Annotated in this window: 14 protein-coding genes and 1 CRISPR repeat array; of the genes, 9 read left to right on the forward strand and 5 right to left on the reverse strand. The window is 57.7% G+C overall.

What is annotated here, in order from left to right; genetic code table 11:
• Positions 1-21: 21 nt before the first annotated feature.
• Genes cas7c through cas2 form a run of 4 tightly spaced genes read left to right on the forward strand, consistent with a single transcriptional unit; the run spans position 22 to position 2,859 of the window.
• A complete protein-coding gene (gene cas7c / locus I5P96_RS11615) occupies positions 22-870 on the forward strand; it encodes a type I-C CRISPR-associated protein Cas7/Csd2 (protein WP_223382231.1) in 849 nt (282 codons plus the stop codon).
• The gene (cas4, locus tag I5P96_RS11620) at positions 857-1,531 is read left to right on the forward strand and encodes a CRISPR-associated protein Cas4 (protein WP_411703327.1); all 675 of its coding nucleotides are present in this window, start codon (positions 857-859) and stop codon (positions 1,529-1,531) included. The genes cas7c and cas4 overlap by 14 nt, the downstream gene beginning before the upstream one ends.
• A complete protein-coding gene (gene cas1c, locus I5P96_RS11625) occupies positions 1,528-2,559 on the forward strand; it encodes a type I-C CRISPR-associated endonuclease Cas1c (protein ID WP_223382233.1) in 1,032 nt (343 codons plus the stop codon). The genes cas4 and cas1c overlap by 4 nt, the downstream gene beginning before the upstream one ends.
• Before the next feature lie 9 nt (positions 2,560-2,568).
• Entirely contained in the window at positions 2,569-2,859 is a 291-nt protein-coding gene (gene cas2 / locus I5P96_RS11630) for a CRISPR-associated endonuclease Cas2 (RefSeq protein ID WP_097793571.1), read from the forward strand.
• Positions 2,860-3,041: 182 nt separating this feature from the next.
• A CRISPR array of direct repeats spans positions 3,042-6,865; the repeat unit is 33 nt; unit sequence GTCGCCCTCCTCGCGGAGGGCGTGGATAGAAAT.
• A 346-nt stretch (positions 6,866-7,211) separates the two neighbouring features.
• Here the strand turns inward: cas2 and I5P96_RS11635 are convergent.
• On the reverse strand, positions 7,212-7,910 hold the full coding sequence (locus tag I5P96_RS11635; RefSeq protein ID WP_223382235.1) for a LytTR family transcriptional regulator DNA-binding domain-containing protein: 699 nt from the start codon (positions 7,908-7,910) through the stop codon (positions 7,212-7,214).
• A 265-nt stretch (positions 7,911-8,175) separates the two neighbouring features.
• Between I5P96_RS11635 and I5P96_RS11640 the strand changes: the two genes are divergently transcribed.
• Positions 8,176-9,567, forward strand: a complete 1,392-nt coding sequence (locus tag I5P96_RS11640) for a DUF1254 domain-containing protein (protein WP_223382237.1) — start codon at positions 8,176-8,178, stop codon at positions 9,565-9,567.
• Positions 9,568-9,582: 15 nt separating this feature from the next.
• Positions 9,583-11,634, forward strand: coding sequence for an alkyl/aryl-sulfatase (locus I5P96_RS11645; RefSeq protein WP_223382239.1), 2,052 nt, complete (start codon positions 9,583-9,585; stop codon positions 11,632-11,634).
• A 190-nt stretch (positions 11,635-11,824) separates the two neighbouring features.
• Here I5P96_RS11645 and I5P96_RS11650 read toward each other — a convergent pair whose 3' ends face one another.
• On the reverse strand, positions 11,825-12,169 hold the full coding sequence (locus I5P96_RS11650; protein WP_097778356.1) for a winged helix-turn-helix transcriptional regulator: 345 nt from the start codon (positions 12,167-12,169) through the stop codon (positions 11,825-11,827).
• A 221-nt stretch (positions 12,170-12,390) separates the two neighbouring features.
• Here I5P96_RS11650 and I5P96_RS11655 point away from each other — a divergent pair, with 221 nt between their 5' ends.
• The 3 genes from I5P96_RS11655 to I5P96_RS11665 all read left to right on the forward strand — a co-directional run bounded on the left by I5P96_RS11655 (position 12,391) and on the right by I5P96_RS11665 (position 14,510).
• Complete coding sequence (locus I5P96_RS11655) at positions 12,391-12,786, forward strand: pyridoxamine 5'-phosphate oxidase family protein (RefSeq protein WP_118526777.1); 396 nt, start codon at positions 12,391-12,393, stop codon at positions 12,784-12,786.
• Between the two features lie 82 nt (positions 12,787-12,868).
• Positions 12,869-13,648, forward strand: coding sequence for a protein-ADP-ribose hydrolase (locus I5P96_RS11660; protein ID WP_223382241.1), 780 nt, complete (start codon positions 12,869-12,871; stop codon positions 13,646-13,648).
• Entirely contained in the window at positions 13,593-14,510 is a 918-nt protein-coding gene (locus I5P96_RS11665; protein WP_223382243.1) for an SIR2 family NAD-dependent protein deacylase, read from the forward strand. The genes I5P96_RS11660 and I5P96_RS11665 overlap by 56 nt, the downstream gene beginning before the upstream one ends.
• Before the next feature lie 137 nt (positions 14,511-14,647).
• Here the strand turns inward: I5P96_RS11665 and I5P96_RS11670 are convergent, their stop codons facing one another.
• The 3 genes from I5P96_RS11670 to I5P96_RS11680 form a co-directional block, all read right to left on the reverse strand.
• Positions 14,648-17,686: a glycoside hydrolase family 2 TIM barrel-domain containing protein gene (locus tag I5P96_RS11670; protein WP_223382245.1), complete on the reverse strand. Its 3,039-nt coding sequence runs from the start codon at positions 17,684-17,686 to the stop codon at positions 14,648-14,650.
• Between the two features lie 96 nt (positions 17,687-17,782).
• Complete coding sequence (locus tag I5P96_RS11675) at positions 17,783-19,471, reverse strand: DUF2264 domain-containing protein (protein WP_223382246.1); 1,689 nt, start codon at positions 19,469-19,471, stop codon at positions 17,783-17,785.
• Positions 19,471-20,631 carry a glycoside hydrolase family 88 protein gene (locus I5P96_RS11680; protein WP_223382247.1) on the reverse strand — a complete coding sequence of 387 codons (1,161 nt, stop codon included), beginning with the start codon at positions 20,629-20,631 and terminating at the stop codon, positions 19,471-19,473. Before I5P96_RS11680 ends, I5P96_RS11675 begins: the two co-directional genes overlap by 1 nt.
• Between the last annotated feature and the right edge of the window lie 29 nt (positions 20,632-20,660).

Below are 20,660 nucleotides of genomic sequence, written 5' to 3' on the forward strand. Positions count from 1 at the left end.
ATAACAGGAGGATCTACTATTATGAGTACTTTGAACCATAAGATCGACTTTGCCCTTGTTCTTTCCGTCCGCCACGCAAACCCCAATGGGGACCCGCTCAATGGCAACCGCCCCCGTGAGACCTACGAAGGCTACGGCGAGATCTCGGATGTCTGCCTGAAACGAAAGATCCGCAACCGCATGATGGACCTCGGCGCTCCGGTTTTTGTGCAGTCCAATGACCGCTGCATCGACGGCTGCAAAAGCCTGAAAGACCGTGCTGACTCCATCCCTGCACTGAAAAAAGAAAAAGACGCCGATGTTTACGCAAAAGTCGCCTGCCAGACCTGGCTGGATGTGCGCAGCTTCGGCCAGGTGTTCGCCTTCAAGAATGGCGGCGAGGCCGACGGTGTCTCGATCGGTGTGCGTGGGCCCGTATCCATCCACCCGGCGTTCAGCGTTGACCCCGTCGAGATCAGCAGCCTGCAGATCACCAAAAGCGTCAACGGCGTATCCGGTGCAAAAAAATCCAGCGATACCATGGGCATGAAGCACCGTGTGGACTTCGGCGTCTATACGACCTTTGGCAGCATCAACTGCCAGCTTGCCGAAAAGACCGGCTTCACGCAGGAGGATGCCGACCTGATCAAGCAGGCTCTCCTCACATTATTTGAGAACGACACGTCTTCTGCCCGGCCGGACGGCAGCATGGAGGTGATTCGCCTGTACTGGTGGGAGCACAACTGCAAGAGCGGTCAGTATTCCTCCGCCAAGGTCCACCGCTGCCTGCATGTGAAGTCAACCTGCGAGACACCTCGCAGCGCAGAGGATTACGAGATCACCTGCGACGAATTGGACGGTCTGACGCCGGAAGTGTATGATGAACACTGACGAATATCTGCAAATGTCCGGTATTCAACACTTTGCCTTTTGTAGAAGACAATGGGCGTTGGCCTACCTCGAACAGCAATGGTCTGAGAACCTTCGCACTGCGGAAGGGCGGCTGGAACATATCCGCTGCCATGATACCGCGCAGACCGAGCGGCGGGGCGATCTGCTCATCACGCGGGGGATGAAGGTCGTCAGCCACCGGCTGCGGCTCAGCGGAGACTGCGACGTTGTGGAATTCCGGGCGGACCCGGAGGGCATCCCGCTGCAGCACACCGAAGGCCGCTGGCGGCCCATGCCGGTGGAGTACAAACATGGCCGCGCCAAGGAGAACGACGCCGACCGGCTGCAGCTCTGTGCGCAGGCCATGGCTCTGGAAGAGATGCTGGCCTGTGATATCCCGCAGGCCGCGCTCTTCTACGAGGAAACGAAGCGGCGGGAACTCGTTCCGCTGACGGACGCGCTGCGCCAAAAAACGCAGGCCATGGCCGACGAGATGAACCAGTATTTCGCCCGCGGCTACACGCCAAAAGTCAAGCCGGGAACCTTCTGCAACGCCTGCTCCCTTAAAGAGCTTTGCCTACCCGCACTGTACAAACGCGCCGACCCCAGGGCCTACCTGAAAGCCTATCTGGACGAAGTGCAAGCGGAGGACACGCCATGAGACAGCTTTTGACCCAACTTTACGTCACTTCGGAAGACGCCTATCTTTCGCTCGACGGCGAAAATGTCGTGGTCAGCCGCCAGAAGACCGAGATCGGGCGGGTCCCGCTCCACACGCTGGAAGGGATCGTCTGCTTCAGCCGCTCCGGTGCCAGCCCGGCACTCATGGGCAAATGCGCGGCCAAGGGCATCGACCTCTGCTTTTTCAGCCCCTACGGCCAGTTTTTGGCGCGCACCGTCGGCGAAGAGCGCGGCAATGTCCTGCTGCGGCAGACCCAGTACCGCATCTCCGACAGCGAAGCGCTGAGCTGCCGCTATGCGCGGTACTTCATCCTTGGCAAAGTTTACAACGCCCGCTGGGTACTGGAACGCGCCACCCGCGACCACCCGCAGCGCGTACCCGTAGAGGAATTCAAACGCACGAGTGCCCAGCTTGCGGCGGCGCTCCCGCTCATCGAGCAGTGCGACGATCTCGACCAGCTGCGCGGTCTGGAAGGGGAAGCAGCGCAGCGCTACTTTGACTGCTTCGACTTCCTCATTTTACAGCAGCATGAAGCGTTTCCGTTCGTGTCCCGAAACCGTCGGCCTCCGCTGGACAATGTGAACGCGCTGCTCTCCTTTGCCTATTCTCTGCTGGCCCGCGACTGCGCTTCCGTACTGAGCAGCGTCGGGCTGGACCCGTATGTCGGCTTCCTGCACCGCGCCCGTCCCGGACGCTGCAGTCTGGCGCTGGACCTTATGGAAGAGCTTCGCGCCGTTTACGCAGACCGGTTCGTGCTGTCCTGCATCAACCAGAAACTGCTGACAGCGAAGCACTTCCAGAAACAGGAGAATGGTGCTGTCCTCCTGACCGACGATGGCCGCCGCGCGTTTCTCAAAGCCTGGCAGACCAAAAAGCAGGAGCAGATCACCCATCCCTTCCTGAAAGAGAAACTGCCCTGGGGACTGGTGCCTTACGTGCAGGCGCTCCTTCTGGCGCGGACTCTGCGCGGTGATCTGGAACTGTATCCGCCATTCTTCTGGAAGTGAGGTTCGTCTATGCTGGTCCTGATCACCTACGATGTCAACACTGAGACCGCTGCTGGGCGCAAACGCCTGCGCAAAGTGGCCAAAAAGTGCGTGGACCACGGGCAGCGGGTGCAGAATTCTGTCTTCGAGTGCCTGCTGGACGCCGCACAGTTTGCTGTTCTGAAGTCCGAGCTTGCCGCTCTCATCGACCCCGATCTGGACAGTCTGCGGTTTTATCAACTGGGCAACAACTATAAGACCAAGGTCGAGCACATCGGAGTTCATCCCCTGTTTGAATCCGGAGACGTGCTGATCTTCTAGCCCTCTCCCTCGGTGCGAATGGAAAGTGCTCACCCTTTTTCCGTCTCCTTCGCACCATGTTTTCAAGGCATTCTGTGCAGATCGCGGCTCTTTTTTCGGATGTTTTTGGAAAAGCTCTTCCAAATCTGTGCAGATCGTTTTATAATGAAACAAAAGCGGAGATGTTTTTCTCCGTTTTTGCTGTCGCCCTCCTCGCGGAGGGCGTGGATAGAAATAGCTATCCCTGCGGCGATTGCGGCAAGGAGACCACGTCGCCCTCCTCGCGGAGGGCGTGGATAGAAATTTCAAAAAATCGTTCCCGCTGGGTTCGGGCCGGTCGTCGCCCTCCTCGCGGAGGGCGTGGATAGAAATAATCAAAATCGGAGGATAGTATTCTTGTAAGGCGTCGCCCTCCTCGCGGAGGGCGTGGATAGAAATCAACATCGCCCGCCTGAAAAAAGGCAAGGCTCCCCGTCGCCCTCCTCGCGGAGGGCGTGGATAGAAATGTCATTGCTGGCGTCCCCTTTCAAGATCCAGACCGTCGCCCTCCTCGCGGAGGGCGTGGATAGAAATAGGAATCTGCCGCCGCCCTCGGTGTGCTGGCCAACGTCGCCCTCCTCGCGGAGGGCGTGGATAGAAATCCGAAAGGAGTGATTCATCCCATGAGCAAAGAATCGTCGCCCTCCTCGCGGAGGGCGTGGATAGAAATATCGACAACCTGGGCAGTATTTTTGACAGCAACGTGTCGCCCTCCTCGCGGAGGGCGTGGATAGAAATTCGACCAGAGAGCGACAGTAGGAGCAGGCGTCCCGGTCGCCCTCCTCGCGGAGGGCGTGGATAGAAATGGCAGGGGAGTGGCAAGCCCTACTGTTCCCATGCCGTCGCCCTCCTCGCGGAGGGCGTGGATAGAAATATCCGCCAGCTGGGTGAGCTTGTCGCACACAGCTCGGTCGCCCTCTTCGCGGAGGGCGTGGATAGAAATCATCTGGCCGCTCAGCCCGCGCACTGCGTCGCGCAGTCGCCCTCCTCGCGGAGGGCGTGGATAGAAATTTGAGCTCTTCCCAGGTCTTGATCGCCGAGGTCCAGGTCGCCCTCCTCGCGGAGGGCGTGGATAGAAATTCGCAGTTTGTCCTCGACCTCGATACGAAACTGGGCGTCGCCCTCCTCGCGGAGGGCGTGGATAGAAATTCAGGCATGTTTTTTCCTCCAAATAAAAAAAGAAGTCGCCCTCCTCGCGGAGGGCGTGGATAGAAATTTCCTCCAGCGGAAGAATCGACTCGCCGCTGGACCGTCGCCCTCCTCGCGGAGGGCGTGGATAGAAATAGGAGGAACCCATGAGCACTCAAGCGGTCTGAGGTCGCCCTCCTCGCGGAGGGCGTGGATAGAAATAAAAAGCAGTCACCAAATGGGGCGACGCCAGCAAAGTCGCCCTCCTCGCGGAGGGCGTGGATAGAAATTTCAGCCGGTCGGCCTGCGGACGCCGGACGTCGAGTCGCCCTCCTCGCGGAGGGCGTGGATAGAAATACGGCTGCGTCGCTGAGCGAAGCCATCACAAAACGTCGCCCTCCTCGCGGAGGGCGTGGATAGAAATTTCAAAGCCGTGCTGTACAAGGACGGTAAGGCATGTCGCCCTCCTCGCGGAGGGCGTGGATAGAAATATAAAAGAATTATCCAAAAATGATGGGTATGATATGTCGCCCTCCTCGCGGAGGGCGTGGATAGAAATGGCATGCGTTTGCGTCGGACTTATATGACGCAGGCGTCGCCCTCCTCGCGGAGGGCGTGGATAGAAATTTTTTCCATCCGCTCCGTGAGCTTTTGCGCAACTGTCGCCCTCCTCGCGGAGGGCGTGGATAGAAATCTGATCCAGAAGGGTATCCAGCCGGATGGTGTTTGTCGCCCTCCTCGCGGAGGGCGTGGATAGAAATCGCAGCAGCCTGTCAATCCTTACGGCGGCATGGGCAGTCGCCCTCCTCGCGGAGGGCGTGGATAGAAATTTCTGGATATAGCCCAGAATAGACGGACCGACGTAAAGTCGCCCTCCTCGCGGAGGGCGTGGATAGAAATGGTCTGCGTGACGGTGAAATCTTCCGAATCTGACTGTCGCCCTCCTCGCGGAGGGCGTGGATAGAAATTTCACAGCTCATTTCCAATACCTCGTTTCTAAAAGTCGCCCTCCTCGCGGAGGGCGTGGATAGAAATATTCTGGTCATTTCCAAACGAATGCAACTTATCAAGTCGCCCTCCTCGCGGAGGGCGTGGATAGAAATGCTCGTGTTGGCCTGCTTGTCCAGATCCATGACGTCGCCCTCCTCGCGGAGGGCGTGGATAGAAATATCTCGCGCGTCCTCCTTAGTAAGCCCCAAATTCGTCGCCCTCCTCGCGGAGGGCGTGGATAGAAATATTTTGGTCGTCGAAGCGGAGACAAAGGCCCTCGGTCGCCCTCCTCGCGGAGGGCGTGGATAGAAATTCCAAGTGGTGAATGGTGCAACAAGGATTTTTGGCGTCGCCCTCCTCGCGGAGGGCGTGGATAGAAATAGTTTTGCGTTATGCTATCCCACCGCCGTGTGCGAGTCGCCCTCCTCGCGGAGGGCGTGGATAGAAATATTGTGTCTATATATTACCATACATACGCATGGTGTCGCCCTCCTCGCGGAGGGCGTGGATAGAAATTTCAGTGCCGCCGGGGAGAGCTTGGTATAGTCCGCGGTCGCCCTCCTCGCGGAGGGCGTGGATAGAAATATTTGTGCGCATCGGCTGCTGTAACCGCTGGTACGTCGCCCTCCTCGCGGAGGGCGTGGATAGAAATAACTTCAATTTCGCCGGGGTGCGGCCCAATCCCGCCGTCGCCCTCCTCGCGGAGGGCGTGGATAGAAATTTGTTCACAGACTTGTCGAGGGATGCCAGCGACTGCTGGTCGCCCTCCTCGCGGAGGGCGTGGATAGAAATACCCAGTGGACCGCCCTCTGGTACGTTGGCGGCAGTCGCCCTCCTCGCGGAGGGCGTGGATAGAAATACCTCGGACAGGTCAGCAGACCAGCGAACGTCCCGTCGCCCTCCTCGCGGAGGGCGTGGATAGAAATTTCCAATCTCCACACAAGACGGCATAGACATGAGTCGCCCTCCTCGCGGAGGGCGTGGATAGAAATTCTTCCACATGTGCAGGCAGTACGGATGGGTGTTGTCGCCCTCCTCGCGGAGGGCGTGGATAGAAATGCTTAATGGCTTTTGGGAAAGACAGTTCCAGAAAGGTCGCCCTCCTCGCGGAGGGCGTGGATAGAAATTCTTGCCCGGCGGCGGTTTTGAGCGCTAGGGCCTGTCGCCCTCCTCGCGGAGGGCGTGGATAGAAATTCACTTCAGAGGTCTGGCCTTCCTCATCGGTCACGGTCGCCCTCCTCGCGGAGGGCGTGGATAGAAATAGCTATGAGGTGGACACCAAGACCGGCCCGCTGACGTCGCCCTCCTCGCGGAGGGCGTGGATAGAAATCCGTTCATCCAGACAACCGTGTTGGTTTCCTCCGTCGCCCTCCTCGCGGAGGGCGTGGATAGAAATCTCTGTGGTGCTGTCGATGTCGACGATGCACTCGCGTCGCCCTCCTCGCGGAGGGCGTGGATAGAAATGCCTCGTTGACCATGGCTTGCAGCATATTGCGCCGTCGCCCTCCTCGCGGAGGGCGTGGATAGAAATTTGCAAGTCGGTAGGCCATCGTCGAAAATTGCCCCGTCGCCCTCCTCGCGGAGGGCGTGGATAGAAATCTATGTGAAGAAAACCAACCCGCGCACTGACCTTGTCGCTCTCCTCGCGGAGGGTGTGGATAGAAATGTCGTCGCCTCCATTCGCAGCAAAACCAGAACCGGTCGCCCTCCTCGCGGAGGGCGTGGATAGAAATCACACTGGCCGTGGTGCCTACGACAATGCCGTGGCAGTCGCCCTCCTCACGGAGGGCGTGGATAGAAATACGGACATCGACTGGCTGGGCGTTGGTAAGAACGTGTCGCCCTCCTCGCGGAGAGCGTGGATAGAAATGTGTCGGTGGTCTACCTGTCCGATGATCACCTGCGGTCGCCCTCCTCGCGGACGGCGGAAGATGCCGCCCGCCGGGGTGAGCACATTGGCCATCTCATTTTCCTGCACGACAGTGGACAGATACCCGCTGTGGCAGTGATAACGCAGCAGGCCGACCCGGCCGAGCTATGCTGCAAAGTGCATCTTTTAAGATGACAATTTCCTTGTCATCTCGCTTCGCTCGAATCTTATAGCTAAAGCATTTTCTACTCCACCAGCGGAGCTGTTGGTTGTCGCCCGCTCAAGCTACTCAAAACAAAAGCAAAAGGCGGCATGACCCGTTGTATGGGCCACGCCGCCTTTTGCTTCAGGGCTCGTTTGCCTGCAGCACACAGGCACAATACCCCGGTTCGGGCTGATAGCAGTGGATGGTCAGGTATTTGTCCACCTCCGGGCTGTAATCGTGGAGGGTATGCTTCGTACCGTTCAGCGCCACATCTGCATAGGACACCAGCCACTTTTTGTCCCCATTGGGGAACACCTTGTAAAACGAGCGATTCAGCATTTCCTCCACCGGCACACCCTCGATATTGGCCATTTCCGCATTGCAATAGCGGAAGATGAAATCCACGCCGTGTCCATCTTCATTGAAGACCAGCTCGATGACACAGAACGCCAGCGGCATATCGTCCAGCAGGCTGCATTTTTCCAGCAGGCTCATGCTCATGGGGCGAGACTGCGTGTCGGACAGCCCGATCTCCATGCGCAGGCGGCGGTGGCTGCTCAGGCCGCGCTTGCGTCCCTGAAACGTGCGGCCGTCCGACATGGTATAAACGCCATCGTTGTCGATGTTAACGATCTGGCTGCGGTTCACTGCGATCCCCTTGCTGATGTTCAGGAACTGATCTTCCGGCAGAACAGACAGGACGCCGTGCATCGGCGCATACAGCGCGGCTTCCCCGCCGTCCATGCGGTGAAGGACCGTTTTCCGGTCGCTGCGATAAAGATATAAAATGTTTTCCGGGCAGAGATTGTGTTTTTGCATCCATCGATTCAGGTCGCTCATTGCAGTGCTCCTTTGTCAGTTGATGACTTTAGTATAACATACTGCCGTGCATCGGACAAGGAGGATTCACAAAAAGCACAATTCAATGGAGCTTTCAACAATAATCTGAGGTGCTTTTTGTTGAAACTCACGTTTTTGGCGTATCGTGCATAGAAAGTGTTGACTTCCCGGCATTCTTTTCGTATGATGAACACAGAACACTGAATGGTTATTCCCATAAGGCGCATATGCCTAAAACAAAAAGCATAACAGGAGGTTTCATGTTATGAAAATGACCCGCCGGAAATTTCTGAACGTTTCCGCTGCGGCTGCGGTGGTCTGCGCAGCTACACTTTTGCCCGTAGAGAAAGCCGCCGCAGCACAACAAACGATGGCGGCGCAGGAACTTCTGGAACAGGCGTATCTGTACGCCTTTCCACTGGTGATCATGGACGCTACCCGGACGGCTTCCACAAACACCCGCACAGCTACAAGCAACAAGGCTCCCATCAACCAGTTCATCCATGCGGAAAAGCTGGCAGATGCAACGACCCGTGTGGTGGTTACGCCGAATGTGGATACCATCTATACGCAGGCGTTTCTGGATGTCGGCGCAGAACCAATGATCTACGGCGTGCCGCAGACCGACCGCTTTTTTAATGTACAGGTGCTGGATGCGTGGACAAACACCGCCGCCGTGCTGGAAACGCCGGGGCTTTACGCCATTACCCGTGCAGACTGGCAGGGCGAACTGCCGGAAGGGGTGCAGCGCATTGATGTACCTACCACGATGGTCTGGACCATTGCCCGCATCGTGCTTTCCGGACAAGAGGACCTGCCCAACGTCCGGGCCATTCAGGATAAGATGCAGCTGATGCCGCTTTCCGCCTATCAGGCGGGTGGATGGACCGCCCCCGCAGGCAGCTATGACCCTGCCAATGACTTTGTGCCGGTAAAGCACGTTCTTGCCATGGACGCAAAGGAATTTTTTGATACCGCCAACCAGCTGATGGAAACCAACCCGCCCGCTGCGGCAGACGCGCCGGTACTCCGGGAGCTTGCAGCACTGCACATCGGCCCCGGTGAGAAGTTCGATGACAAGGCGCTGGGTCTGTTCAGTGGGCTGCGCTGGAAGCTGATGCTGCTCCAGCTGAAGAAAAAGCTGCTGAGCGAATCGAAGGGCTATACGCGCCAGATGGGTCAGTGGACCTATTTCGGCGACCCCATCGGCAACTTTGGCACAACATATACCTACCGTGCCATGGTGGCGCTGCGGGGTCTGGGTGCCAACACCACCGATGTTGCCATCTACCCCAAAACCGATGTGGACAGCACCGGCGCAGTCCTGACCGGTAAAAAGACCTACACACTGCATTTCGATTCGTTCCCGCAGACATTAGAGAAGGGTTTTTGGTCCGTAACCGCCTATGGCAAGGACGATTTTCTCATCGACAATCCCATCGATCGCTACTGCATCAATGACCGGTCTGTCCTGAATCGAAATGCAGACGGTTCTGTGGATGTCACACTTTCCCATGCGATGCCGGAAAACACGGAGAACTGGCTTCCCATCGGAGAGACTGAATTTCATCTCTTCCTGCGCATCTATAAGCCCGACTGGAATGCCCTGCGCGGCTGGCAGCCGCCCACGGTTTGTGTAAAATCGCCCCAGATATAACGGAGGCAAACGACTATGAAGATGACCCGCAGAAACTTTATTTCCGCTTCGGCGGCTGCAGCTTTGGCCTGCGGCGCATCCCTGACTGCGCATGCAGCAGGCAGCACCGATGAAAACGGTCTGAACTTTATCACAGACATTTTCAAGGACTCCACCCAACCGGGCGAGATCGAAGAGGCAACGGCTATCACGGCAGAAAAGAACGCCGAATGGTATGAAGCGCTGGATTTTTCCGACCGGCGGGAGTTTGCCAACGCAGAGCGCGGCTGGCTGGACAACGCGGAAGGCAGGATCATTGATGGTGATGATAACAGATCTGCATGGGATCTGCAGAGCTACGGCGATTTGAACCGGGACGCACCGGACACCGTCAATCCGAGCCTGTGGCGGAACACGCAGCTGAACGCCAAGGCCGGTCTGTTTGAAGTGTGCGACGGCATCTATCAGGTGCGCGGCTTCGATATGGCCAATACGACCTTTATCCGCACCGACCATGGCTGGATCGTGTTTGACGTGCTGATGTGCAGGGAAAACATGAAAGCCGCCAAGGAACTGATGGAAAACCGCTTCGGCCCGCTGGAGATCAAGGCCGTACTATACAGCCACTCTCATGTGGATCACTTCGGCGGCGTGGAGGGTATCATCGACCGCGCACAGGCAGCAGATGCAAGCCTTTCGCTCCAAGACCAGCTGGCTTCCGGCAAGGTCCCTGTGCTTGCGCCGGCGGGCTTTCTGAAGCACGCCATCAGCGAAAATGTCTATGCGGGCATCGCCATGGCGCGGCGCGCACAGTTCCAATACGGCACGGTGCTTGACAAGGGCGAAAAGGGTGCGCTGAGCGTGGGCATCGGCATGGGACAGTCCACCGGTACGGTGTCCCTCATCGCTCCTACCTACGAGATCGGGGAAGATCTCCCGAAACTGACCATCGACGGGCTGGAGATCGAGTTCCAGCTGACCCCCGGCACCGAAGCCCCCGCCGAAATGAACGCCTATTTCCCGAAATACCGCGCCCTCTGGATGGCGGAAAACTGCACCGGCACCCTGCACAACCTCTACACCCTGCGCGGCGCAGAGGTGCGCGATGCCAACGAGTGGGCAAAATATATCATCGAGGCCGACCAGCGCTTCTGCGATAAGACCGATGTGGTGTTCCAGAGCCACAACTGGCCGCACTGGGGCGAGGAGATCCATGAGTATCTGCTGAATACAGCCTCCATCTATAAGTTCATCCACGACCAGACCCTGCATTACATGAACCAGGGGTATACCTCGAATGAGATCTCGGCGATGCTGACCCTGCCCAAAAAACTGGAAAAGGTCTGGTACACCCGGCCGTATTACGGCACACTGGCACACAATTCCAAGGCCGTTTACCAGAAATATCTGGGCTGGTACGATGCCAACCCGGTCAACCTGAACCCGCTCCCGCCCAGCGATACTGCCAGGAAGCTGGTGGAATATCTGGGCAGCACAGAGCTGGTGCTCTGCAAAGCGAAAAAAGACTACGAAAAGGGCGAGTATCAATGGGTAGCGCAGATCACCAAAGAACTGGTCTACGCCGACCCGTCCAATCAGAAAGCACGCAATCTGTGTGCAGATGCACTGGAACAGCTTGGCTATCAGGCAGAGTCCGGCGCGTGGCGCAATGCCTATCTGATGGGTGCCGCCGAGCTGCGCAAGGGCAACTTGTCCAAACTGGCGCGCACAGCCAATGGACTGGCCGCGACAATGGGCGAGATGACCATCGCCATGCTGCTGGATTACATCGCGATCATGACCGATGCCAATGCCGCCCAGAACGATGATCTGACTTTGAATCTGACGGTGACAGATGTGAATGAACAGTTCTATGTAACCCGTAAGAATGGCATCCTGCTGTCTTACCCCGGCGAGAACCATCCGGATGCGCAGGCTTCCGTCACCTGCAAGCGTCTGCAGCTCTTTGCCTTGATGACAGGTCAGCAGGCCGGGCAGGTACAGATCAGCGGCGATGCCACCGTTCTGAAGCGCCTGCTGGCGTACGCCTCCAAGTTCGAGAAGACTTTCAATGTGATTGAACCGTAAAAACTGACTGCAAACAAAAAACGACAGGAGCCGTTTTCTGCGGCTCCTATCGTTTTTTGTTTCCTGTGCGCGTTCGCGTGAACGCTCAGCTTGCCTTCTGGGCCTCCCCCTTCGGGAAGATGATCTTACAATAGGCCGCTGGAGTATGCCCAGCTTGTGCTGGGTGGGGAGATTGTGCAAGCAAATACGCTTATTCCGCCTTTCCTTCCAGCCTGTTTTTATACCCTTCGCCCCATGCCCGCATGGCATCCAGAACCGGTTTCAAACTATACCCCAATTCGGTCAGAGTATATTCCACCCGGGGCGGCACTTCAGCATAGACCTTCCGGGTCAGCAATCCGCTTTCCTCCATCTGCCGCAGCTGAGCGGTCAAAACCTTCTGGGTTACATGGCCGATGGACTTTTTCAGTTCTCCAAAACGCTTTGTGCCCAGCATCAGATCCCGGAGGATCAGCACCTTCCATTTATCGCTGATGAGGGTCAGGGTGGTCTCCACCGGGCAGGCCGGGAGCTCTTTGAGGATTTCCTTTTCCATAATTACCTCCAAGGGAATTTCAAGTGGTCATCGTGCCGGATGCACGGATACCACAAACCGCTTTATGGCATCATTATAGCTTTCAACAGCAAAAAAAGCAAGCAGCAGCGCAATAGTATCTTTCCGGTAACTACACCACAATATTGTGCGTACTTCACAAGCCGCACAAAGCGCATTACAATAAAGCTGTCCGAAAAGAACAATGTATGGAGGTACATCCCATGAATAAAGTCGTAGAATTTCTGAACGCAAACCCGGTGCAGTATCTGGCCACCGTAGGCCGTGACGGCAAGGCCAAGTGCCGTCCCTTCATGTTTGCCGGTGAGCTGGACGGCAAGCTGTGGTTCTGCACCAACAACCAGAAGGATGTTTACAAGGACCTGCAGGCAAATCCCAATATCGAGATCTCCGTTTCCAGCCCGGAGTACGCATGGATCCGTCTGCATGGCAAGGCTGTGTTTGAAAACAACATGACCGCCAAGGAGATGTGCATCGCAAACCCCATCGTGAAGAGCCAGTACGGCGAGGCTGCCAACCCCATCTTTGAGGTGTTCTATCTGGAGGATGCCCACGGCATCATTGCAGACTTCTCCGGCAACCCTCCCTACGAGTTCTGATCTGAAAAAACAGCGCAGCAGTCTTCTGAACGGGTAGACTGCTGCGTTTTTATAGAAAGATTTTGAAAGGCAGGCGAACACCATGAACCAGAGTGAGCGGCGAACGATCCTTATTCAGGTGCTTTTGAAAGAGCACCCGGAGTATCAGGGACTGCGGATCCCGGCAGACGCAGACACCCAGCGGCAGCTCCTGCGGGGCTTGATGAATATCCGTGAACCACGGCGCATCGGCACAGACTTTCTGCAAATACAGGATGCGTACCTGCAAGAGGAGACCGCCGCAAAAGGCATCACCGATGCAGCTGACCTAGTACCCCTGCAGCCGGGGCTGTACCTCTGGCAGGGGGACATTACCACCCTGAAATGCGATGCCATCGTCAACGCCGCCAACAGCGGCATGACCGGCTGCTACTGCCCGAACCACGGCTGTATCGACAACGCCATCCACACCTATGCCGGGGTACAGCTTCGTCTTGTCTGTGCGGAGATCATGGACAGGCAGGGACACCCGGAGCCCACCGGACAGGCAAAGCTCACGGCTGCATTTAATCTGCCCTGCCGCTATGTGCTGCACACCGTCGGCCCGATCATCCATGGTCGGGTGACTCAGCAGGACCGGGCGTTGCTGGCTTCCTGCTACCGGTCCTGTCTGGAGCTGGCGGCAGAGAACGGGTTGGAAAGCGTGACGTTCTGCTGCATTTCCACGGGAGAGTTTCACTTTCCCAACCAGCTTGCAGCAGAGATTGCGGTGCAGACTGTGAAAGAGTTCCTGCAAACACCCACAAGCATCAAAAAGGTGATCTTCAATGTTTTCAAAGATATGGACAAAAAAATCTACGAACGACTGCTCCGGGCCGATTGATACGCTGCGGCAGGTTCTGAGCCATGCCGATGCAGTGGTCATCGGTGCAGGTGCAGGGCTTTCTACCTCGGCAGGTTTTACCTATGACGGGGAGCGGTTCCGGGAATATTTCTCCGATTTTGCCAGCAAGTACGGCTTTACGGATATGTACTCCGGCGGCTTTTACCCCTACCCCACCATGGAGGAATACTGGGCATACTGGAGCCGCTATATTTGCATCAACCGCTATCAGGATGCACCCAAGCCGGTGTATCAAGGTCTGTTTTCTCTTGTGAAAGACAAGGACTACTTTGTGCTGACAACCAACGTAGACCACTGTTTTCAGAAAGCAGGGTTCGACAAAAAACGGTTGTTCTATACACAGGGTGATTACGGTCTGTTCCAGTGCAGTGAACCATGCTGTCAGGAAACGTATGACAACGACAAGCTTATCCGGCAGATGGTGGAAGCGCAGGGGTATATCATTGCACCGGATGGTCAACTGACCGTACCGGAGAATACCATCCTGAAAACTTATATCCCGTCCGAGCTTGTTCCCCACTGCCCGCACTGCGGCAGACCCATGAGCATGAACCTTCGTGCAGACGATACCTTTGTGGAGGACGTGGGTTGGCACACTGCTGCCGACCGGTACAGCGAATTTCTGCGCCGCCACGAGGGACAGCGCATCCTCTTTCTGGAATTGGGGGTTGGCTACAACACCCCGGTCATCATCAAGTATCCGTTCTGGCGGATGACCGCTAAAAATCCAAATGCATTCTACGCCTGCATCAATCAGGGACAGGCCGTTTGCCCGCCGGAGATCGAGCGGCAGTCTGTCTGCATTCATGCAGATATTGGCGCTATGATAGCGCAATTGTGACCCACAAGAGGGCTGGCATCGTCCAGCCCTCTCTCTTTTTGCCAAAGTTTCCCTCGCTTTTTCTCGCACATTGCCGAAAGCAGCGCAATTCTCAACAACCTGTTTGCGATATGCAGTTTTTGGATGTTGCTTGTGCATTAAAAATGCAAATTGCGATAGTTTGATTTTTGAACTAAAAAATGAAATGCTGTCCCCTTCTCCACCGCAAAGCAGGTGTCTGCATGGGGCTTTGCGCCCCAGCTATTATCGCCGCCCACGCCGCGCTGGAAGGCAGCACAGCGCACGATGGTCTTATTGTCATCGCGAGGCAGTTCGTAGAGATGGCGGGCGTTTTCCAGTTCATGGGGCGTGTAGGGCAGTGCCGAGAAGGTCATGCCGTCCCCTGCAAAGCCGATGCCTATATTCAATCCGCTGCCGGTGAGCGTTGCGCTGTACACACCGGTGCGGCTGCCGCATTCCTGCGGGTAGACCGGGGTGTTCTGGGCAAAGTCCTGCCGGACGTTGTAGCTCCATGCGCCCATCTTGCCGCCTGCGGTGCGGTCAGCGGTGGTTTCCCGGGGGCCAAGACCCAAGTAGGAGACTTCTGTCAGCTCCCGGCGCAGCGGGAAGAGCAGCCCGAACTCCGGCAGTTCAGTCTTTTCGCCCTGCCATGTCATCGTAATGTCGCAGCGGCCTGCACCGTCGATGGCAAACTCAATGGGCAGCGTCTGCCCGCCCGGCAGGGTGTAGACGGCACGAACTGTGACAAATTCTCCCTTTATTTCGGCAGTCAGGGCATCGCACCGGGCATAGAGACCGGCGGTCTTCCAGAAGGCAAACTCAAAGGGTTCTGCACAGCCCTCGTCGTTGTTTGTGGGCGCACGCCAGAAGTTGGGGCGCACGGTATCGTCCAGCAGCTGCACGCCGTTATAGCGGATGGACACAAGCCCCTTGCCCCGGCTGAAGAGATACTCAAAGCCTTCGCCCTTTACGCCGATGTTGCAGTCCATCTCCACCAGCTGCGGAGCGGGCAGGGTCAGCCGGGCGGCGGCGTGGTTGTGCCATACCTGCCCAAAGGCAGCTTCATAGCCCGCTGGGATGCCGGGCTTTGCAGCCCGCTGGATAGCGGTAACGGTCATGCAGGCAAACCCTGCTTCCGGCAGAGCAAACGGGAACGGGATGTGCACTGTCTCACCCGGCTTGCCGTCCACCCGCAGCACCGCACGGCGCTCCGGCTGGCCGTTGACCGAGGACGCAAACACAAGATCGTAGGCGCTCAGGTCGGTAAAGAGATTCCGGTTTTCCACCACGGCTTCGGTATCGGTGAGGGTGATCTTCAGGGGCGCATAGGCTGCCTTGACTGCGTCCATCTTGGGGGTGTTGCGGCGGTCCGGCAGTACCAGACCGTCCACGCAGAATTCCCGGTCGGTGGGGCGGTCGCCAAAGTCGCCGCCGTAGGCAAAGCCGGGTCTGCCGTCCGGGTCGGTCACTGCGATGCCGTGATCCATGTACTCCCAGATAAACCCGCCCTGATACAGGGGCTCTTCGTAAGCATACTCGGTATAATCCGTGATGCCGCCGCAGCTATTGCCCATGGCATGGCTGTACTCGCACATGATAAAGGGCTTTTCCGGGTGCTCCGCCAGAAACTTTTTAATGTCGGCCACCGGGGTGTACATCTGGCTTTCCATGTCGGAGGTGGCTGGATATTCCCGGTCCCAGAAAATGCCCTCGTAGTGCACAAGGCGGCTGGGGTCGGTGCGGCGGAAGTACTCGCTCATCTCCCACAGGGTCTTGCCGCCGTAGCTCTCGTTGCCGCAAGACCAGACGAGGATTGCAGGGTGGTTTTTGTCCCGCTCCAGCATGGCTTCGGCACGGGCCAGCACATTCTCCCGCCACTCCGGGCGCGCACCGGGCAGTGTCCACTCGTCCGAGCCATCCGCGCCCAGCTTCTGCCATGTGCCATGCGTTTCAAGGTTCGTTTCCCCAATGACATACAGGCCATATTCATCGCAGAGCTGTAAGAAATACGGCTCGTCCGGGTAGTGGCTGGTGCGCACAGCGTTGACGTTGTGGGCTTTCAGGTTTTTCACATCCCAGAGCATTTCTTCATGGGAAATGGTGCGACCGGTGCGGCAGCTCCACTCGTGGCGGTTGACACCTTTGAACACCATACGCTGGCCGTTCAAAAGCATCTGGCGGTTCTTCCGTTCAAACTTCCGCAGACCGACTTTCATGCCGGTACGCTCCACGAGAGTACCCTCATTCAGCAGGGCAATTTCCGCCTCGTACAGGTTCGGCTGCTCAGCGCTCCACAGGGCGGGATCAGTCACCGCAAAGGTAAAGGAAACGTCCTGCACGTCCTCTTCCACGTCCGGGTCAGCCTCGCCCTTGCCGAACACCACGCCGCTGTCGTATTCCGCAGGCACACCCACCTCAGCAGACTGCTGCTGCCCGTTGAACACCACCGAGATGGTGCCCGCGCCGCTGACCTTGCAATCAAAGGTGACTGTGGCACTGGAGAAGTCCAGAGCAAACTCCTGCTTCACAAAGGCATCTTCCAGATGCAGCTCAGGCTTTGTGAACAGCTCCACCGAGCGGAACAGCCCGCTCATGCGCCAGAAATCCTGATCTTCCAGCCAGCTTCCGGAGGAAAAGCGGTACACCTGCACGGTCAGGGTGTTCTCGCCGGGATGGACGGCGGCGGTCATATCAAATTCTGCCGGGGTAAAGGTATCCTCGGTGTAGCCGATGTAAACGCCGTTGCACCAGACGGCGGCGGTGCTGTCCGCACCGTTCAGGCGCAGGTAGCAGCTCGCCCAGCTTTCCGGCAGGGTAAAGCTGCGCTGATACTCCCCGATGGGGTTATAATCCTGCGGAATCTCGCCGGGGTGCAGCTTTTCGTGACCATCCCACGGGTACTGGGTGTTGACGTAATGGGGCGCGCCGTAGGGCTGACCGGGCTTTTGCAGGCTCTGCATCTGGATAAAGCCCGGCACGGTCAGGGTGTCCCAGTCCGTAAAGGGTGCAGTCAGGTTTTCCGCATAGCGGAAAGCCCACTCGCCATCCAAGCTGACAGTCAGGGGCATTTCCGGGCTGGTCTGGTCCGCAAAATGGGCATGGAAGGGCAGGCGGTTCTGCTGGAAAATTTCCGGGTCGGCCAGCAGTGCCGGGGTAATGGGATCGTTCAAAGGCATAAATGTCACCTCGCAGCATTCTCTGCTTTCATTATAGCACAGGATATAAGAAAAACAGCCGCACAAAAACGACTGTTTTTCTGGAAAGAAGCGGCATCAGTCTGCTTCGTCAAGGATCTCAGTATCCAGAACAGTGCGTCCTTTGGCAATATGATATTTCACCGCAGGCAGGTGGACATTGGTAAAATACAGGCTGGTGTTGGGGTCGCAGCCGATGACTACCGCTTCGCCTCTGCCCGTCACAGTGCAGCGCAGTGCGTCGCAGCGGGCTTCGGCGGTGTTGTTTTCCACACCTTCGGCGTATCCCGGTGCAAAATTGGGCACGGCAAAGCCGCAGTCATAGGCTTCGCAATCGAAGCTGCTGTCAATTTCGTGATGGCGGCGGTGGCCGGTGGCCGTGGGGGTGATGGTGGTGGTGACCTCAATGCCAGGGAAGGGTGACCACTGCGCGGTCACCGTCCCGGCTTCAATTTCCCACGTTTTGCTCACCTTGCGCACGAACACGTTATCGTCTATCACAAAGGCCAGCATACTGTCTGGTGCGGCCTGATGGAGCACCTCCCGGCTGCGGGAGGCGCAGAAGCCGAAACGGGTATCGTAGGCAAATTTTGCGTACTTTTCCGGGAACTGTCCGTGGCCGTGCCCCTCGTTGACACCGGCGGCGTAGGCCGTTACCCGGCCCGCCCGCCGCTGCACCAGCATGTTGGCATAGGGCATGGGCTTGAGCCGCTCCAATGCGGGTATGGGCGCAGCCTCGGCAGACCAGAAGGGATGGTCGTCCGGCAAAGCAAGCAGCAAGAAGCTCTTCATGCCCCAATAGGGGCTGCCTGGGGCGTTGTACCGCTCGGCCATGTACATCTGCGGGTAGCAGTAGCCGATGGTGAGGATGCCGTCCCGGTCGAACATTTTCTGCCCCAGCCACCAGTTGAAGTTGCGGACGATGAGCCCCTTCATCACCGGCAGGGGCAGCGGTTCCAGCCCCGCCCAGATACAGGCCGCCCAGAAGCTGTTCTGAGCAAAGCGGTAGGTCAGGCTGCGTCCAAAGGGCAGCGCTGCGCCGTTGGCATCGAACCAATAGACAAACTGCTGTGCAAACAGCTGGGCCCGCTGGCGGTAGAGTGCGGCACGCCGGGGGTCGGTGTCGGCGGCAAATTTAGAGTACAGCAGTCCGTAATACTGGATGGCCCACGGGATGTAGTAATCCTTTTGCACGGAGGCGCCATCGGTGGACCAGCCGTCGCCGCTGTAATAGCTGTCGATTTTGCAAAGACCGTCCTCCAGCAGCTCCGGGCTGTAGGGCATGGCCACGCTTTTCAGGGCAAGGTTTACGAGGATGCGGAAAAACTGCCAGTTGCAGTCCGGGATGGTGTGGGCGTTGATCTGCCCAAGCCATGCGGCAAGGTTCTGTTTTTCGGTGTCAGAGAGCGATGTCCACAGCTTTTCCGGTTCGGTAAGAATGCCGCAGGCAATGGCGGCCATCTCCACATAGCACTGGTCGTACTCCCCGGTGGTGCCCCAGTATTCGGGGTTTTCCGGGTCAGTACCGGCGGCAAGTCCCTTGCGGTAGATGGTTTCAAACTCCGGGTCGGAGCCGCCGCCCACCCAGAAGGGCACCAGCGCCCACAGCGGGCGGCTGAAGGCTTCCAGCTCAATGGCATTTTGGTCGTAGGTCACGCCCGTATCGCCCAGATGCAGCCGGGCACAGCCTGCGGAATAATAAGGCTTGAGCGGGTCGAGAAATTTGTGCATCAGTGCGGTAAAATCCGCTTTGGTCTGCAAGTTCATTACCAGTACATCTCCCAGTCTTTGGTCAGGCGGGTCAGCGCCTCCATGTAGAAATAATCGCCCCAGCTCGTGCATTCATCCACGCCCTCCGGGGTGCAGGTGTTGTAGGGGCTTTTTTTGCTGTAAGTGCCGTGCAGCAGCTGGCCGGAGCCGAGGGTGCCGGGCTTGACTGCGTAGTTTGCGGTCAGACTGGCCAGCATCTGCCGGGCAAGGGTGCGCCACTGGGCAGCTTCTTCCTCTCCCACATACTTGGCGGCTTCCAGCAGGCCGCAGGCCACGATGGCAGCAGAGGAGGAATCCCGCGGCTCGCCGCTTTCCGGTGCAAAGAGCATATCCCAGCAAGGCACCAGATCCTCCGGCAGGCGGGAAAGATAAAAGTCCAGCGCCTTGCGGAACACATTGAGGAACTTTTCATCGTGGGTGTAGGTGTAGCCGATGGCACTTCCGTACACGCCCCACGCCTGTCCCCGTGCCCAGAAGCTGTCGTCCTTATAGCCCTGACAGGTGCGTCCGCCCTTGGGGGTGCCGTCCGGGTTCATAAAGAAGGTGTGGTAGGTACTGCCGTCCGGCCGGAAGGAGTTTGCCAGCGTGGTGGCGGTGTGGGCAGCGGCGATCTCGCGGTAGTGGTCGCTGCCGGTCACCTGCGCTGCCCAGTACAGCAGCGGCACATTGAGCATGCAGTCAATGATATAGCGGTAGTTGCCGGGGTCATCCATGGTGCCCCATGCCTGCAAAAATTTTCCGCTGGGCTGGTAGCGGGTCAACAGCTGGTCGGCGGCGGCGATGGCGGCGTTTTTGCCGGTTTCGCTGCCCACCAGTTTCCACGCTGCCACGCAGGTGGGGCTGTACAGAAAGCCCATGTCGTGGTGGTCCACCTCCACCTTGCGGGCAATGCGGTCGGCAAAGCTGTCCACCTGAATCAGGGCAGCTGCCTTGAATTTTTCGTCCCCAGTGGCCTCGTAGGCCAGCCAGATCTCCCCCGGCCAGAAGCCGCAGGTCCACTGGTTGTTGGCACAGCCGGGGTAGATGCCGTTTACACTGGAATGATTCTGGCACTGCCAGGTGTACAGCGGCAGATTGGTCTCCACCTGCTTGCAGGCATCGGCCAGTGCCTGCCTTGCCTCGGCGTCGGTCATTGGGTGATTCGGATAGGTCTTCATAAGCAGCTCCTTATCTCAAGAAGATTCTT

The organism is Faecalibacterium prausnitzii (assembly GCF_019967995.1).
GTDB classification, from domain to species: domain Bacteria; phylum Bacillota; class Clostridia; order Oscillospirales; family Ruminococcaceae; genus Faecalibacterium; species Faecalibacterium prausnitzii_E.

Bases quoted from the DNA above. Each gene is read 5' to 3' on its own strand.
- cas7c (WP_223382231.1), top strand. From the start codon at position 22: ATGAGTACTTTGAACCATAAGATCGACTTTGCCCTTGTTCTTTCCGTC.
- cas4 (WP_411703327.1), top strand. From the start codon at position 857: ATGATGAACACTGACGAATATCTGCAAATGTCCGGTATTCAACACTTT.
- cas1c (WP_223382233.1), top strand. From the start codon at position 1,528: ATGAGACAGCTTTTGACCCAACTTTACGTCACTTCGGAAGACGCCTAT.
- cas2 (WP_097793571.1), top strand. From the start codon at position 2,569: ATGCTGGTCCTGATCACCTACGATGTCAACACTGAGACCGCTGCTGGG.
- I5P96_RS11635 (WP_223382235.1), bottom strand. From the start codon at position 7,910: ATGAGCGACCTGAATCGATGGATGCAAAAACACAATCTCTGCCCGGAA.
- I5P96_RS11640 (WP_223382237.1), top strand. From the start codon at position 8,176: ATGAAAATGACCCGCCGGAAATTTCTGAACGTTTCCGCTGCGGCTGCG.
- I5P96_RS11645 (WP_223382239.1), top strand. From the start codon at position 9,583: ATGAAGATGACCCGCAGAAACTTTATTTCCGCTTCGGCGGCTGCAGCT.
- I5P96_RS11650 (WP_097778356.1), bottom strand. From the start codon at position 12,169: ATGGAAAAGGAAATCCTCAAAGAGCTCCCGGCCTGCCCGGTGGAGACC.
- I5P96_RS11655 (WP_118526777.1), top strand. From the start codon at position 12,391: ATGAATAAAGTCGTAGAATTTCTGAACGCAAACCCGGTGCAGTATCTG.
- I5P96_RS11660 (WP_223382241.1), top strand. From the start codon at position 12,869: ATGAACCAGAGTGAGCGGCGAACGATCCTTATTCAGGTGCTTTTGAAA.
- I5P96_RS11665 (WP_223382243.1), top strand. From the start codon at position 13,593: ATGTTTTCAAAGATATGGACAAAAAAATCTACGAACGACTGCTCCGGG.
- I5P96_RS11670 (WP_223382245.1), bottom strand. From the start codon at position 17,686: ATGCCTTTGAACGATCCCATTACCCCGGCACTGCTGGCCGACCCGGAA.
- I5P96_RS11675 (WP_223382246.1), bottom strand. From the start codon at position 19,471: ATGAACTTGCAGACCAAAGCGGATTTTACCGCACTGATGCACAAATTT.
- I5P96_RS11680 (WP_223382247.1), bottom strand. From the start codon at position 20,631: ATGAAGACCTATCCGAATCACCCAATGACCGACGCCGAGGCAAGGCAG.